This is a genomic window from Mesorhizobium sp. M0761 (genome assembly GCF_040320205.1).
Lineage (GTDB): Bacteria > Pseudomonadota > Alphaproteobacteria > Rhizobiales > Rhizobiaceae > Mesorhizobium.
Genome location: NZ_JAMYPF010000003.1, coordinates 319,869 through 334,450, shown reverse-complemented (window position 1 = coordinate 334,450; position 14,582 = coordinate 319,869). Strand labels below are relative to the sequence as shown.

The following is a 14,582-nucleotide window of genomic DNA, read 5'->3' as shown; positions in this document are numbered from 1 at the left end:
GAACACTCCTGACAACGCTGGTGCCGGACACCGCCCGCACTTCACCCTCCCCCTTGTGGGGAGGGTCGGCGAGCACGCTTCGCAAAGCGAAGCGAGTGAGACGGGGTGGGGGTGCGGCGCTGACCTACCGACTTCCTCGAAAGTTAGACGCGCACCTACCCCCACCCCGCTCCGCTTCGCGGATCGACCCTCCCCACAGGGGGGAGAGTAAAGCCATGCGCCCCTCCCTCCTCGACCCTCTCTTCGTCCCCATCACTTCGCTTGCCGGCGTCGGCCCCAAGGTTGGCGCTCTGATCGAGAAGGTAGTGGCGGCCGATCTCGGCGAACGGCCGGCGCGCGCGGGCGACCTGTTGTTCGTGCTGCCGCACACCGTCATCGACCGTCGCAATCGTCCCGGCATCGCGCTTGCGCCTGCCGGCGCCATCGTCACACTCGACGTGCGCATCGACCGCCACCAGCCGCCGCCGCGCGGCAACCGGTCGGTGCCTTACCGCGTCTATGCCCATGACGACACCGGCGAGATCGGCCTGATCTTCTTCCACGCCCATGCCGCCTATCTCGAAAAGGCGATGCCGGTGGGCGAGCATGTCGTCGTCTCCGGCCGCATGGAGTGGTTCAACGGCCGCCCGACCATGGTCCATCCCGACCATGTCGCCCTGGTGAGCGAGGCGGAAACACTGCCGCTGGTCGAACCGGTCTATCCGCTGACCGCCGGCCTGTCGGGCAAGGTGCTGCGCCGCGCCATCGGCCAGGCGCTCGGCCGGCTGCCGGAATTGCCGGAGTGGCAGGACGCTGCCTTCATGCGCAAGCAGACCTTTCCGGCCTTTGCCGACGCGCTCGCCCGGGTCCACTATCCCGCGGACCCGATCGATGTCGCCATCGAGGGGGTGGCATGGCGCCGCCTTGCCTATGACGAGCTTCTCGCCGGCCAGGTCTCGCTGGCATTGGTGCGGGCAAAAGTGCGCCGCCTGTCGGGCCGGCCGCTCATCGGCGACGGTCGCATCGTCGAGAAACTGCGCGCAGCCCTGCCCTATTCATTGACCGGCAGCCAGGAATTCGCGCTTGCCGAAATCAATGCCGATCTGGCCGACCCCGAGCGCATGCTGCGCCTGCTGCAAGGCGATGTCGGCTCCGGCAAGACGGTGGTGGCGCTGCTGGCCATGGGGCGCGCAGTCGAGGCCGGCGGCCAGGCGGCCTTGATGGCGCCGACCGAAATCCTGGCGCGCCAGCATCTGGCGACGATCACGCCTTTGGCCGAACAGGCCGGCCTGCGCGTCGCTATCCTGACCGGCCGCGAAAAGGGCCGCGAACGCACTGAAACGCTATCAGGTCTCGCCAGCGGCGAGATCGACATCGTCGTCGGCACCCATGCGCTGTTCCAGGAAACGGTGGCCTATCACGACCTCGTCTTTGCCGTGGTCGACGAGCAACACCGCTTCGGCGTCCACCAGCGGCTTGCCATCACCGCCAAGGGCGACGCCCCCGACATGCTGGTGATGACGGCGACGCCGATCCCGCGCACTCTGGTGCTGACCGCCTTCGGCGACATGGACGTCTCCAAGCTGACGGAAAAACCGATCGGCCGCCAGCCGATCCGCACCGTCACGCTGCCGCTGGAACGGCTGGACGAACTGGTCGGTCGCATGCTGGACGCGGTTGCCGACGGCCAGAAGATCTACTGGATCTGCCCGCTGGTCGAGGAATCCGAAGAGATCAAGCTGATGTCGGCCGAGGACCGATTTGCCTCGCTGCAGCCCTTGTTCGGCGATCGCATCGGCCTCGTCCACGGCCGCATGAAGGGCGCCGAAAAGGACGAGGCGATGCGCGCCTTCAAGGCCGGCGAAACCCGCATCCTGATCGCCACCACCGTCATCGAGGTCGGCGTCGACGTGCCGGATGCCACCATCATGGTCATCGAGCATGCCGAACGTTTTGGCCTGGCGCAACTGCACCAGTTGCGCGGCCGCGTCGGCCGCGGCGACAAGCCTTCTTCCTGCGTGCTGCTTTACAAGGACCCGCTCGGCGAGACGGCAAAACGCCGGCTGTCGGTGATGCGCGAGACCGAGGACGGTTTCCTGATCGCCGAAGAGGATCTGAAGCTGCGCGGCGAAGGCGAATTGCTCGGCACCCGCCAGTCCGGCACGCCGGGCTTCCAGGTGGCGCGCATCGAGGTGCACGCCGACTTGCTCGAAGCAGCCCGCGACGATGCAAGGCTGATCCTGTCGCGCGACCCGGAACTACAGTCTGAGCGCGGCGAGGCGCTGCGCCTGCTGCTCTATTTGTTCGGCCGCGACGAGGCCGTACGGCTCTTGCGCGCCGGCTGAGCGCCCTCGGCGATCAGCCCGCCAAGCGGCGGGTTGGCGAGATCTCCGTCGATCGGCTGGCCGTTCATAGTCACCATTTTCGGCTTGACTTCGGGCGCCACCAGCCCGGCCGAGACGATCAGCCTGGCGCCGTCCTCGATCGTCATGTCGAGCAGCACGATGTCGGATTTCGGCACGTACATCAGGAAACCGGTGGTAGGGTTCGGCGTGCACGGCATGAACACGGCGATCATCGGGTCGCCTGCATGGTCGAGCTTCTGGTTGATCTCGGTTTCCTTCTCGCTGGCGACGAAGACCAGCGACCAGACGCCTTTTCGCGGATATTCGACCAGCCCGACCTGGCGGAACATATCGCCCTTGTTCGACAGCACCGTCTGGAAAATCTGCTTCAGCGAACCGTAGATGCCGCGCACCAGCGGCATACGGCCAAGCAGCCGTTCGCCGAAATTGACGATGGCGCGACCGACGATGTTGGCGGTCATGAAGCCGATCAGCGTGATCAGCACGAGCGCCACGATCAGGCCGAAGCCGGGCACCGGAAACGGCAAATAGGTGTCGGGGCTGTAGCGCGCCGGAATGTACGGCTTCACCCAGGAATCGACCCAGCCGACGAACGACCAGGCGATATAGGCGGTGATCGCCAGCGGCGCGCAGACGATAAAGCCTGTGAGGAAATAGTTCCTCAGCCGGGTCATGCCTGAAGTTCTGGGAGCATCGGACATGGTTCACCGGGGACGCGGGTTGCAGCGCCACACTAGTGAAGCGGACGGCGCTTTGGAACTGCGAAGTTTTTTAGACCCCCGATGAGCGCCGACTACTCCACCGTCACCGATTTCGCCAGGTTGCGCGGCTGGTCGACGTCCGTCCCCATGAACACGGCGGCGTAGTAGGCCAGCATCTGGATCGGCAGCGCATAGATGATCGGCGAGATGATTTCCGGCACGTCGGGCAGGATGATCGTCTCCATCGTCTTGACGCTGACCTGCGCCGCGCCCTTGGCGTCGGTGATCAGGATGATCTTGCCGCCGCGCGCCGCCACTTCCTGCATGTTCGACACGGTTTTTTCGAAGATGCGATCATGCGGCGCGATGACGATGACCGGCATGTTCTCGTCGATCAGCGCGATCGGCCCGTGCTTCAGTTCGCCCGCGGCATAACCCTCGGCATGGATGTAAGAGATTTCCTTGAGTTTCAGCGCGCCTTCCATGGCCAGCGGGAAATTGGTGTCGCGTCCGAGATAGAGCACGTCCTTGTAGCGCGAGATTTCGCGCGCGATGCGCTCGATCTGCTCTTCGAGCTTCAGTACCTGGTTGGCGTAGCGAGGCGCCTCCGAAAGAGCGCGCACCAGCGTCTTTTCCTCATCCTTCGAGATCGTGCCGCGCGCCACACCCGCACGCACCGCCAGCGAGGCCAGCACCGAAAGCTGGCAGGTGAAAGCCTTGGTCGAGGCGACGCCGATCTCCGGCCCGGCCAGCGTCGGCAGCACGACGTCGGATTCGCGCGCCATGGTCGATTCGCGCACATTGACGATGGCGCCGATCTTCATGCCCGCCTTGCGGCAATAGCGCAGCGAGGCCAGCGTGTCGGCGGTTTCGCCGGACTGCGAGATGAAGAAGGCGGCATCATCCGCCGATAACGGCATTTCGCGGTAGCGGAATTCCGAGGCGACATCGATGTCGACCGGCAGCCGCGCATAGCGCTCGAACCAGTATTTGCTGATCAGGCCGGCTAGATAGGCGGTGCCGCAGGCCGAGATCGCCAGCCGGCCGATCTTGGCAAAGTCGAACGGCAGTTCCAGCGGCTTCGACACGCCAGAGACGAAATCGACATAGTGCGCCAGCGTATGCGAGATCACTTCGGGCTGTTCATGGATTTCCTTTTCCATGAAATGGCGGCGGTTGCCCTTGTCGACCATGAAGCTGGTCGACAGTGATTGCTGGCGCTTGCGGGCAACCTCTTTGCCGTCGATGTCGAAGATGGTGACGCCATCGCGGCGCACCACCGTCCAGTCGCCGTCTTCGAGGTAGGTGATGGAATTGGTGAACGGCGCCAGCGCGATGGCGTCGGAGCCCAGAAACATCTCGCCATCGCCATGGCCGACGGCCAGAGGCGGACCATTGCGGGCGCCGACGATGAGGTCCTCGTCGCCGGTGAACATGATGGCCAGCGCAAAGGCGCCTTCCAGCCGCTTCAGCGCCTGGTGCGCGGCCTCGATCGGCTTCAGCCCCTTGGCCAGTTCGCGCGCCACCAGATGCGCTACGACCTCGGTGTCGGTCTGCGACGAGAAGGAATAGCCGTCGCGGATCAGCTCATCGCGCAACTCGGCGAAATTCTCGATGATGCCGTTGTGAACGATGGCGACGCCGTTGGAAAAATGCGGATGGGCGTTGGTCTCGTTGGGCACGCCATGGGTCGCCCATCGCGTGTGGCCGATGCCGATGGTGCCGTCGAGCGGTTCTTCCTTCAGCCGGCGTTCGAGGTTGATGAGCTTGCCTTCGGCGCGGCGGCGGCCGAGCGCACCTTTCTCGACGGTGGCGACTCCGGCGGAGTCATAGCCACGATATTCAAGCCGCTTCAAAGCATCGACAATGAGCGGCGCGACTTGGCTCTGGCCGACAATTCCGACGATACCGCACATGCGCCTGCCCCCGATTCACCTGGAAAACCAGTCCCGATGGAAAACCAGCGTTATCTAGGGATTGCCGGCCCGCCGCGAAAGTCACTTTGCATTTCGTCTGGTGTAACGGAACGCTTCTCAACCCGATGCACCATGACACACCGCTCTTGCAATCCGGTTACCGCAATTCCTCGGTTGTTCAATTGCTTCGGCGGTTAATGGTCGGTGCCGGCCTTTTTCTTCGCCGCCGCGGCCGAGGCAAAGCGCTCGCGCAATTCCTTGCCTTTCCCGGGAATGGTCTTCTGGCGGGCGCGGCCGAAGGCCAGCGCATCGTCCGGCACGCTTTCGGTGATGACGCTGCCCGAGGCGATGTAGCCACCCTTGCCGATGGAAACCGGCGCCACCAGCGACGAGTTCGAGCCGACAAAGGCACCCTCGCCGATATCGGTGAAGAACTTTGAATAACCATCATAGTTGCAGGTGATGGTGCCGGCGCCGATATTGGCCCCCGCGCCCACACGGGCATCGCCGATATAGGTCAGATGATTGACCTTGGCGCCCTCCTCGATGACCGCCTGCTTGACCTCGCAGAAATTGCCGACCTTGGCCTTTTGCCTCAGATCGGCGCCAGGCCTGAGCCGCGCGAACGGACCGACGTCGCAATTGGAGGCGATGGTGGCGCCCTCTATGTGGCTGAAAGCGTGTATCTTGGCCCCGGTTGCAATTTTCACGCCCGGGCCGAACCAGACATTGGGCTCGACGATCGTGTCGGCGCCGATTTCGGTGTCGTGCGAGAAATACACGGTCTCCGGCGCGATCAGCGTTACGCCCGACAGCATCGCCTCGTGCCGGCGACGCGTCTGCCAGATGTCTTCCGCCTGCGCCAGTTCGGCTCGGTTGTTGATGCCTAGCGCACTCTCGAAGCTGGTTTCGGTGGCAACGACATCTACGCCCTGCGCGCTGGCGATCTCGACGATGTCGGTGAGATAGAACTCGCCCTTGGCGTTCTTGTTGCCGACCTTGTCGAGCAGTTCGAGCGCATGAGCGCCGGCCACCGCCATCATGCCGGCATTGCAGAAGCCGATCTTCTTTTCCTCGGCGGAGCAGTCCTTCTCTTCGCGGATGGCAGTCAGCTTGCCGCCCTTTTCGATCAGCCGGCCATAGCCGGCCGGGCTGAGCGGACGGAAACCGATCACCACGACGGCCGCGCCATCGGCAAGCTTTCGCCGTGCGGTCACCAGGGCTTCAGCATCGATCAGCGGAGTGTCGCCGAACATCACGAGAATGTCGTCATAACCCCTTGATATTGCACCGCGTGCGGCCAGCACGGCATGCGCGGTGCCGAGCCGCTTCTCCTGCACGAACGTCTCGGCCTTGGGGGCGAACTTCGCCGCAGCCTTGCGCATTTCCTCCGCCCCATGGCCGATCACCAGCGCCTGGCTGGCAGCACCGGCGGCCCCGGCCGCCTTCACAACATGGGCGACCATCGGCAGCCCGGCGATCTGGTGCAGCACCTTGGGCAGAGCGCTCTTCATGCGCGTGCCTTCGCCGGCGGCGAGGATGACGGACAGACAGGATCTCTGGCTCATGGAAGGACAACCATCTGAAAAGGGATCAGGAATCGGAGAGTGGTAGCATCTGGCGTCATGCTGCACCAATGCGGTTAAATTCCGGTGAGGTGATGAGGCAGTTCACTCTCGATCAGCGGATCTCTACCCCAGCCGGCCCAGCACCGGAAATGTCTCCAGCAGCCAATAGGACACCGTCTGCACGCCACCGGTGAGGAAGAACACGCCGGCGATAACCAGCAGCGCGCCGATCGCCTTTTCGACGCGGCCGAGATGGACGCGGAACCTGCCCAGGAAGCGCATGAAGGCGCCGGAGAACAGGGCAGCAATCAGGAACGGAATGCCGAGGCCAAGCGAATAGGCGGCAAGCAGAAGAGCGCCCTCGCCCACCGTCTCGCGGCCGCCGGCCAAGGTCAGGATCGGCCCCAGCACCGGGCCGATGCACGGCGTCCAGCCAAAGGCGAAGGCCAGCCCCATGACATAGGCGGCGACCATGCTGGCAGGCTTGCCCTGCGACTGAAAGCGCGCCTCGCGCGACAGAAGTGGTATGCGCAGGATGCCGAGGAAATTCAGCCCCATCAGGACGATCAGCACCCCGGCCGCCATCGCCAGCGGCTCCTGCCAGACGCGCAGCCAGTGGCCGATGGTCGAGGCGCCGGCGCCAAGCGCCACGAACACGGTGGAGAAACCGAGTACGAAGGCGAGCGAGGAATAGATGAGCGCGCCGCGGGCGCCGGCCTTGGCCGTGACGCCGGCACCGCCACCGCGAAAGTCGTCGACCGACACGCCGGCCATGTAGCAGAGATAGGGCGGCACCAGCGGCAGCACGCAAGGCGACAGGAACGAGATCGCCCCCGCTCCGACCGCGCTGACATAGCCGATGTCCAATGGCATTCCAGAACTCCAGATTCCTTGGCGCCGATATAGCGACGCAAAATCGTGTTCGCCAATCACCATCGTGTGGAATTTGGCTACAGATACGATCCGGCCGGACGAATTGTTGTCGGCCAATCCCAGGTTGACCAAGCCGGGGAAGAAATGTCCCTCGCCGAACGTTCACAGAGCGAAGCCGCGGTTTCTGCGCGCTTCGTCGGATCACCAGGGAGATTTCCATGAAAACGATCACCGTCGGCCTGGCCGCCCTTCTGCTCAGCACCGCCGCATCCTTCGCCGCCGAAGCGTGGAAGGAAGCGGAAGTCGCTGGCACCAAGATCTACACCGATGCCAACGGCATGACGCTCTATACCTATGACAAGGACGAGAAGGGCAAGACCAACTGCTATGACAAATGCGCCACCAACTGGCCGCCGCTGAAGGCCGAGGACGGCGCCAAGGCGGACGACGAATGGACCATCGTCGACCGCACCGACGGCACCAAGATGTGGGCCTATGACGGCAAGCCGGTCTACACCTTCATCAAGGACAAGAAGGCCGGTGACGTCACCGGCGACGGCGTCGGCGAAGTCTGGCACATCGTCAAGGCCGACTGATCGTCCGAACCTCTATCCCGCACCCCATCGGCGGGACTCGGCTGGCCGCCGGCTCCAAGCGACCCGGCGGCCAGTTCGGCATTTACGGGCAGCACGAACTGGTCGCGGCACCTTTCCCGGTGGCTCGAAACACGAACCCTCCCAGACAAAAAATTTTGTGATCTTCTCCATACACTCTAAGAGTGTATTGCGGCACACGCCTCCGCATTTTGGCCGCTTGCCCTTGACCGATCGCAAAAGCGCGGCCATGTGAGCGACCAATTGAATGCGTCACGCAGCGGAATTCTTCTGCCGCCCCCACAGCTGATATGAGACCTCATGGACGTCGTCGTCGTCGAATCGCCGGCCAAGGCAAAGACAATCAACAAGTATCTCGGCAAGAACTTCAAGGTTCTGGCCTCGTTCGGCCATGTCCGCGATCTGCCGGCCAAGGATGGTTCGGTGCGTCCCGACGAGGATTTCGCCATGTCCTGGGCGGTCGACACCGCTTCCGGAAAGCGTCTCACCGACATCGCCAACGCGGTCAAGGATGCCGATGGCCTGATCCTCGCCACCGATCCGGATCGCGAGGGCGAAGCCATTTCCTGGCACGTGCTGGAGGTGCTCAAGCAGAAGCGCGTGTTGAAGGACAAGCCGGTCAGCCGCGTCGTCTTCAATGCCATAACCAAGTCGTCGGTGCTGGAAGCGATGGCCAATCCGCGCCAGATCGATGCACCATTGGTCGATGCCTATCTGGCTCGCCGCGCACTCGATTATCTCGTCGGCTTCACGCTGTCGCCGGTGCTGTGGCGCAAATTGCCGGGCGCCCGTTCGGCCGGCCGCGTCCAGTCGGTGGCGCTGCGCCTGGTCTGCGACCGCGAATCCGAGATCGAGCGCTTCATCCGCGAGGAATACTGGCAGATCGCTGCCCTCCTCGGCACGCCACGTAACGACAGCTTCGAGGCGCGGCTGACCGCGTTCGAGCGCAAGAAGCTGCAGAAGCTCGACATCGCCAGCAAGGCGCAGGCCGACGATATCAAGGGCATGCTCGAAGGCGCGACCTTCAAGGCTCTGTCGGTGGAAGCCAAACCGACAAGGCGCAATCCTGGCCCGCCCTTCACCACTTCGACGCTGCAGCAGGCGGCATCGTCCGGCCTCGGCTTTTCGGCGACGCGCACCATGCAGGTGGCGCAGCGCCTCTATGAAGGTATGGAGATCGGCGGCGAGACTACCGGCCTGATCACCTATATGCGAACCGACGGCGTGCAGATGGCGCCGGAGGCGATCGACGCCGCCCGCGACACCATCGCCAAGGAATTCGGCCCAAGATACCTCCCGGAAAAGCCGCGCCAGTACACAGCCAAGGCCAAGAATGCCCAGGAAGCGCACGAGGCGGTCCGCCCGACCGATTTCATGCGCACGCCGGCTTCGGTCAGGCAATATCTCGATTCCGACCAGCTGCGGCTTTACGAATTGATCTGGAAGCGCGCCATCGCCAGCCAGATGCAGTCGGCCGAGATCGAGCGTACCACGGTCGAAATCGAGGCGGTCAATGGCGCTCGCACCGCGGAGCTTCGCGCCGTCGGTTCCGTCGTTCGCTTCGACGGCTTCATCGCCGCCTACACCGACCAGAAGGACGACGACGCCGAAGACGAGGAAAACCGTCGTCTGCCCGAGATCCGTGCCGGCGAGCAGCTGGCCCGTCAGGCGATCAATGCCACCCAGCACACCACCGAGCCGCCGCCGCGCTACTCCGAGGCGTCGCTGATCAAGAAGCTGGAAGAGCTCGGCATCGGCCGTCCGTCGACCTACACCGCGATCCTGAAGACGTTGGAAGACCGTGACTACGTCACCATCGACAAGCGCCGGCTGGTGCCGCAGGCCAAGGGCCGGCTGCTGTCGGCTTTCCTCGAAAGCTTCTTCGAGCGCTATGTCGAATATGACTTCACGGCCTCACTCGAGGAAAAGCTTGACGAGATTTCCGACGGCAAGCTCGCCTGGAAGGACGTGCTTCGTGACTTCTGGAAAGATTTTTCCGGCGCCGTCGCCGACATCAAGGAACTGCGCGTCACTGACGTGCTCGACGCGCTGAACGAGGAACTGGCGCCGCTGGTGTTCCCCGCGCGGGAGGATGGCTCGAATCCCCGCATCTGCCCAAAATGCGGCTCCGGCAATCTGTCGCTGAAACTCGGCAAGTTCGGCGCCTTCGTCGGCTGCTCCAACTATCCGGAATGTTCCTTTACCCGCCAACTCGGCGATGCCGCCAACCCGAATGGCGAGAATGGCGGCGGCGAGGACGGCACCAAGGTCCTCGGCAAGGACCCCTACACGGCAGAGGAAATCACGCTGCGCTCAGGCCGCTTCGGTCCTTATATCCAGCGCGGCGACGGCAAGGAAGCCAAGCGCTCCAGCCTGCCCAAGGGCTGGACGCCCGACTCGATCGACCATGAAAAGGCCTTGGCGCTGCTGTCGCTGCCGCGCGATATCGGCAAGCACCCTGAATCCGGCAAGATGATCTCCGCCGGGCTTGGCCGCTATGGTCCATTCGTTTTGCATGATGGCATCTATGCCAATGTCGACAGCATAGAGGATGTGTTCTCGATCGGCCTCAACCGCGCTGTCACCGTGATCGCCGAGAAGCAGCTGAAGGGCAAGGGCGGCCGCAATGGCGGCACTGCGGCGGCGCTGAAGGAACTCGGCGACCATCCCGATGGCGGGGGCAAGATCGTCGTGCGCGATGGCAAATATGGGCCCTATGTCAACTACGGCAAGGTCAACGCGACACTGCCCAAGGGCAAGGATCCGCAGTCGGTGACCGTCGAGGACGCGCTGGCGCTGATCGCCGAGAAGGAAGCCAAGGGCGGCGGCAAGAAGCCGTTCCGCAAGGCGGCAGCCGCCAAGGCCCCCACAGCCAAGAAAACCACTGCCAAAACAACCACTGGCAAGAAAACCACAGCCAAGAAGTCGGCGACCAAGAAGCCGGCGGCGAAGAAAAAGGGATAGCAGCGTGGCGCGCAGGATCACCGGTAGAAGCCACGGCGATCCGCGCACCGCCGACACGAGGGCCAAGGTCAAGGACGACTACAGGCCCTCGCGTGACGAAATCCTGCGCTACATCGCCGAGAACCCCGACCGCGCGGGAAAACGCGACATCGCCAAGGCGTTTGCCTTGCGCGGCGACGACCGCATCTGGCTGAAGGACATTCTGCGCGACCTGCAGGACGAAGGCATCCTGACCAAGGAGCGCAAACGGCTGGCCCGTGTCGGCGCCTTGTCGCATGTCGCCGTACTCGACATTTTTGGCCGCGATGGCGACGGCATCCTGCTGGCGCATCCTGCCGAGCCCGTAGGCACCGGCGAACCGCCCGTCGTCTCGATCCGCGTCTCGCGCGGCGGCAATGGCCCGCAGCCGGGCATCGGCGACCGTGTGCTGGCCAAGACCTTCCCGACCGACGATGCGACCGGGCCCGCCTATACGGGCCGCGTAATGAAGATTTTCGAGAAGCGGACAGATGCCGTGCTGGGCGTCTTTCGTATCCTTCAGGACGGCACCTTCCGCATCGAGCCGGTGGAACGTCGCCAGCCCGAACTGATCGTCGACAAGGAATTCCAGAACGGCGCCAGGAACGGCGACCTTGTCGAGGTCGAGCCCGCGCGGGCCTCCCGGTATGGTTTGCCGCGCGCAAAAGTGGTGGCGGTGCTGGGCTCGCTGACCAGCGAAAAGGCGGTCTCGATGATCGCCATCCACGCGCACGACATTCCGCATATCTTCCCGGCCGACGTCATCGCCGAATCCGAGGCGGTAAAACCGGCGACGCTTGCTCACCGCGAGGACTGGCGCGACCTGCCGCTGGTGACCATCGACCCGGCCGACGCCAAGGACCATGACGACGCCGTCTTCGCCACGCCCGACCTCGACGAGAAGAACCCCGGCGGCGTGATCGCCATGGTGGCGATCGCCGATGTTGCAGCCTATGTCCGCTATGGCACCGCACTCGATCGCGAGGCGCTGAAACGCGGCAATTCTGTCTATTTCCCCGACCGCGTCGTGCCGATGCTGCCAGAGCGCATCTCCAACGACCTGTGCTCGCTGCGCGAAGGCCAGGACCGTCCCGCGCTTGCCGTGCGCATGATTTTTGCCGCCGATGGCCGCAAACTGCGTCACACCTTCCACCGCGTCATGATGAAATCGGCGGCAAAGCTCGCCTATCCGCAGGCCCAGGCCGCGATAGACGGCCTTCCTGACGACAAGACCGGCCCGATCCTCGATACGGTGCTGAAGCCGCTGTGGGACGCCTACGCCATCCTCAAGCGCGGCCGCGATGGCCGCCAGCCACTCGAGCTTGATCTGCCCGAGCGCAAGATCCTGCTCAAGCCGGACGGCACCGTCGACCGCGTCGTCGTCCCGGAGCGGCTCGACGCCCACAAGCTGATCGAAGAATTCATGATCCAGGCCAATGTCGCCGCCGCCGAAACGCTGGAAGCGAAGAAGCAGGCGCTGGTCTACCGCGTCCACGATGCGCCGTCGCTGGCCAAGCAGGAATCGCTGCGCGAGTTCCTGCAGACGCTCGGCCTGTCGCTGGCGCGTGGCGCGCAGATGCGGCCCGCCCAGTTCAACGGCATTCTCGAGCGCGTGCGTGGCGCCGACAATGAGGGGCTGGTCAACGAAGTGGTGCTGCGCTCGCAGAGTCAGGCCGAATATTCGCCCAAGAACATCGGCCATTTCGGCCTCAACCTGAAGCGCTACGCGCATTTCACCTCGCCGATCCGCCGCTATGCCGATCTGATCGTGCATCGCGGGCTGATTGCCGCACTTGGGCTCGGCCCTGGCGGGCTGACGCAGGACGAAGAGACGCGGCTGGAAGACGTCGCGGTGCTGATCTCCGGCACCGAGCGCCGCGCCATGGCGGCCGAGCGCGACACCGTCGACCGGCTGATCGCTGCCTACCTCGCCGAGCGCATCGACGACCGGTTCGACGCCCGCATTTCGGGCGTCACCAAATCGGGACTATTTGTCCAATTGCCGCAGTTTGGCGCAGATGGCTTCATCCCGGTGTCAAGTCTGGATGGCGATTACTATATATATGACGAAACCGCGCGATCGCTGTTCGGAGAACGCACCGGCAAGGGCTATCAGCTTGCCGACCGCGTCGAGGTTCGCCTGATCGAGGTGGCGCCTATGGCCGGCGCGATGCGTTTCGAGATGCTGACCGACCCGAAGCCCCTGCCCGGCTCCAAACGGTCGTTTCACAAGGCAAAAGGCCGCGCCCGCGCGTCGCAATCGCGCCCGGGGTCGCGCGGCAGGAGACGATAATGGCAAGCGAAATGGGAATCCAGAAGCAGGTTTTCGGCGGCGAACATCATTCGGGCCGAGTCGCCCGCCCGCTGTGGACGGCGATGAAGCGCGGCGCCCTTGGCCGCTGCCCGCATTGCGGCGAAGGCAGGTTGTTCGCCGGCTTCACCAAAAGTGTCGACAAATGCGCCGTGTGCGGTGAGGAGTTCCACCACCACCGCGCCGACGACCTGCCCGCTTATCTCGTCATCGTCATTGTCGGCCACATCGTTCTCGGCGCCTTCATGGGCGTTGAGGCGACCTCGACGCTCTCCATGTGGCAGCACATCGCCATTTGGGTGCCGTTGACCATCGTGCTGTCGGTCGCTCTGCTGCAACCGGTCAAGGGCGCCGTCATCGGACTGCAATGGGCGCTCTATATGCACGGCTTCGGCGGCGAAAAAGACGGCACCGAGCCGCATCCCGGAACCTAGTTTGCGTCAGGGCAATGTCGCCTGGCGCAACATGCCGACCGTGAAAGGCCACTTTCGTTTGCCAGAAGTTTCCGCTAGGTCCTGCGCATGGAAGGTATGACCAAGGCGGAAGTCAGCAGGATGGACCGTGGCGCAGCCGCCCACAGCGGCCTGCCCATACGCCCGCGCGATGCCGCCACCCTGATCCTGCTCGACCGCGAGGGCGACGAGATTCTGGTGCTGATGGGCCGGCGCCATGCAGGCCACGCCTTCATGCCCGGCAAGTTCGTCTTTCCCGGCGGCCGCACCGATTCGGCCGACAGCCGCATAGCCGTTGCCACCCCATTGCTCCCGGAGGAAGAAGCCAGGCTGACCGCCGGCGTCGGCCGCATCAGCCCGTCGCGGGCCCGTGCCATCGCGCTCTCGGCCATCCGCGAGACTTATGAGGAAGCCGGCCTGCTCATCGGCCGCAAAGGCTCGTTCGCAACCGACAAGCGCGACTGGCAGGGCTTTGTCGAGCACGGCGTCCAGCCTTCGCTGGCGCCGCTGCGCTTCATCGCCCGCGCCATCACCCCGCCCAATCGCGTGCGTCGTTTCGACACCCGCTTCTTCAGCGCCTGGCGCAGCGATGTCGCCGTGGAACTGCCGGGTGGCGGCCCGACCAATGAGCTGGAAGAACTGGTCTGGCTGCCGCTTGCCAAGGCCAGAGAGGCCGATATCCCCGACATCACCCGAACGATCTTGCAGGAGCTGGAGACGCGGCTTGCCGGCGATCCGCGCCTGCGACCCGGTGGGTCCGTGCCGTTCTACCGGCTTATCCGCAACCGCTTCGTTCGCGAAATTCTTTAGAGCAATTCCA

General features: G+C 64.1%; 10 protein-coding genes. 6 read left to right on the top strand and 4 right to left on the bottom strand.

All coding sequences use genetic code 11. The features are described 5' to 3' along the window. Positions 1–215: 215 nt before the first annotated feature. Entirely contained in the window at positions 216–2,324 is a 2,109-nt protein-coding gene (recG, locus tag NKI32_RS06880) for an ATP-dependent DNA helicase RecG (protein ID WP_353002353.1), read from the top strand. Here recG and NKI32_RS06875 read toward each other — a convergent pair. The 4 genes from NKI32_RS06875 to NKI32_RS06860 form a co-directional block, all read right to left on the bottom strand. Next, on the bottom strand, positions 2,276–3,046 hold the full coding sequence (locus tag NKI32_RS06875; protein WP_031193123.1) for a DUF502 domain-containing protein: 771 nt from the start codon (positions 3,044–3,046) through the stop codon (positions 2,276–2,278). The two genes, recG and NKI32_RS06875, sit on opposite strands and share 49 nt — an antisense overlap. Before the next feature lie 92 nt (positions 3,047–3,138). Then, positions 3,139–4,962, bottom strand: coding sequence for a glutamine--fructose-6-phosphate transaminase (isomerizing) (glmS, locus tag NKI32_RS06870; RefSeq protein WP_023691170.1), 1,824 nt, complete (start codon positions 4,960–4,962; stop codon positions 3,139–3,141). Positions 4,963–5,156: 194 nt separating this feature from the next. Then, complete coding sequence (gene glmU, locus NKI32_RS06865) at positions 5,157–6,530, bottom strand: bifunctional UDP-N-acetylglucosamine diphosphorylase/glucosamine-1-phosphate N-acetyltransferase GlmU (protein ID WP_023748540.1); 1,374 nt, start codon at positions 6,528–6,530, stop codon at positions 5,157–5,159. A 123-nt stretch (positions 6,531–6,653) separates the two neighbouring features. Continuing rightward, positions 6,654–7,403 carry a cytochrome c biogenesis CcdA family protein gene (locus NKI32_RS06860; RefSeq protein WP_023748539.1) on the bottom strand — a complete coding sequence of 250 codons (750 nt, stop codon included), beginning with the start codon at positions 7,401–7,403 and terminating at the stop codon, positions 6,654–6,656. 218 nt (positions 7,404–7,621) lie between these two features. Here NKI32_RS06860 and NKI32_RS06855 point away from each other — a divergent pair, with 218 nt between their 5' ends. The 5 genes from NKI32_RS06855 to NKI32_RS06835 all read left to right on the top strand — a co-directional run bounded on the left by NKI32_RS06855 (position 7,622) and on the right by NKI32_RS06835 (position 14,572). After that, a complete protein-coding gene (locus NKI32_RS06855) occupies positions 7,622–7,999 on the top strand; it encodes a COG4315 family predicted lipoprotein (protein WP_023748538.1) in 378 nt (125 codons plus the stop codon). 318 nt (positions 8,000–8,317) lie between these two features. Then, positions 8,318–10,981 (top strand): type I DNA topoisomerase, encoded by a 2,664-nt coding sequence (gene topA / locus NKI32_RS06850; protein WP_023695425.1) that lies wholly within the window; start codon positions 8,318–8,320, stop codon positions 10,979–10,981. Between the two features lie 4 nt (positions 10,982–10,985). Beyond that, positions 10,986–13,292 (top strand): ribonuclease R, encoded by a 2,307-nt coding sequence (gene rnr, locus NKI32_RS06845; protein ID WP_353002351.1) that lies wholly within the window; start codon positions 10,986–10,988, stop codon positions 13,290–13,292. Then, entirely contained in the window at positions 13,292–13,744 is a 453-nt protein-coding gene (locus NKI32_RS06840) for a DUF983 domain-containing protein (protein WP_031194788.1), read from the top strand. The genes rnr and NKI32_RS06840 overlap by 1 nt, the downstream gene beginning before the upstream one ends. Positions 13,745–13,831: 87 nt before the next feature. Further along, positions 13,832–14,572, top strand: a complete 741-nt coding sequence (locus NKI32_RS06835) for an NUDIX hydrolase (RefSeq protein ID WP_023710624.1) — start codon at positions 13,832–13,834, stop codon at positions 14,570–14,572. The last annotated feature ends 10 nt before the right edge of the window (positions 14,573–14,582 follow it).

Excerpts from the sequence above, each read along its gene's own strand:
- recG (WP_353002353.1), top strand. The coding sequence starts at position 216 with ATGCGCCCCTCCCTCCTCGACCCTCTCTTCGTCCCCATCACTTCGCTT.
- NKI32_RS06875 (WP_031193123.1), bottom strand. The coding sequence starts at position 3,046 with ATGTCCGATGCTCCCAGAACTTCAGGCATGACCCGGCTGAGGAACTAT.
- glmS (WP_023691170.1), bottom strand. The coding sequence starts at position 4,962 with ATGTGCGGTATCGTCGGAATTGTCGGCCAGAGCCAAGTCGCGCCGCTC.
- glmU (WP_023748540.1), bottom strand. The coding sequence starts at position 6,530 with ATGAGCCAGAGATCCTGTCTGTCCGTCATCCTCGCCGCCGGCGAAGGC.
- NKI32_RS06860 (WP_023748539.1), bottom strand. The coding sequence starts at position 7,403 with ATGCCATTGGACATCGGCTATGTCAGCGCGGTCGGAGCGGGGGCGATC.
- NKI32_RS06855 (WP_023748538.1), top strand. The coding sequence starts at position 7,622 with ATGAAAACGATCACCGTCGGCCTGGCCGCCCTTCTGCTCAGCACCGCC.
- topA (WP_023695425.1), top strand. The coding sequence starts at position 8,318 with ATGGACGTCGTCGTCGTCGAATCGCCGGCCAAGGCAAAGACAATCAAC.
- NKI32_RS06840 (WP_031194788.1), top strand. The coding sequence starts at position 13,292 with ATGGCAAGCGAAATGGGAATCCAGAAGCAGGTTTTCGGCGGCGAACAT.
- NKI32_RS06835 (WP_023710624.1), top strand. The coding sequence starts at position 13,832 with ATGGAAGGTATGACCAAGGCGGAAGTCAGCAGGATGGACCGTGGCGCA.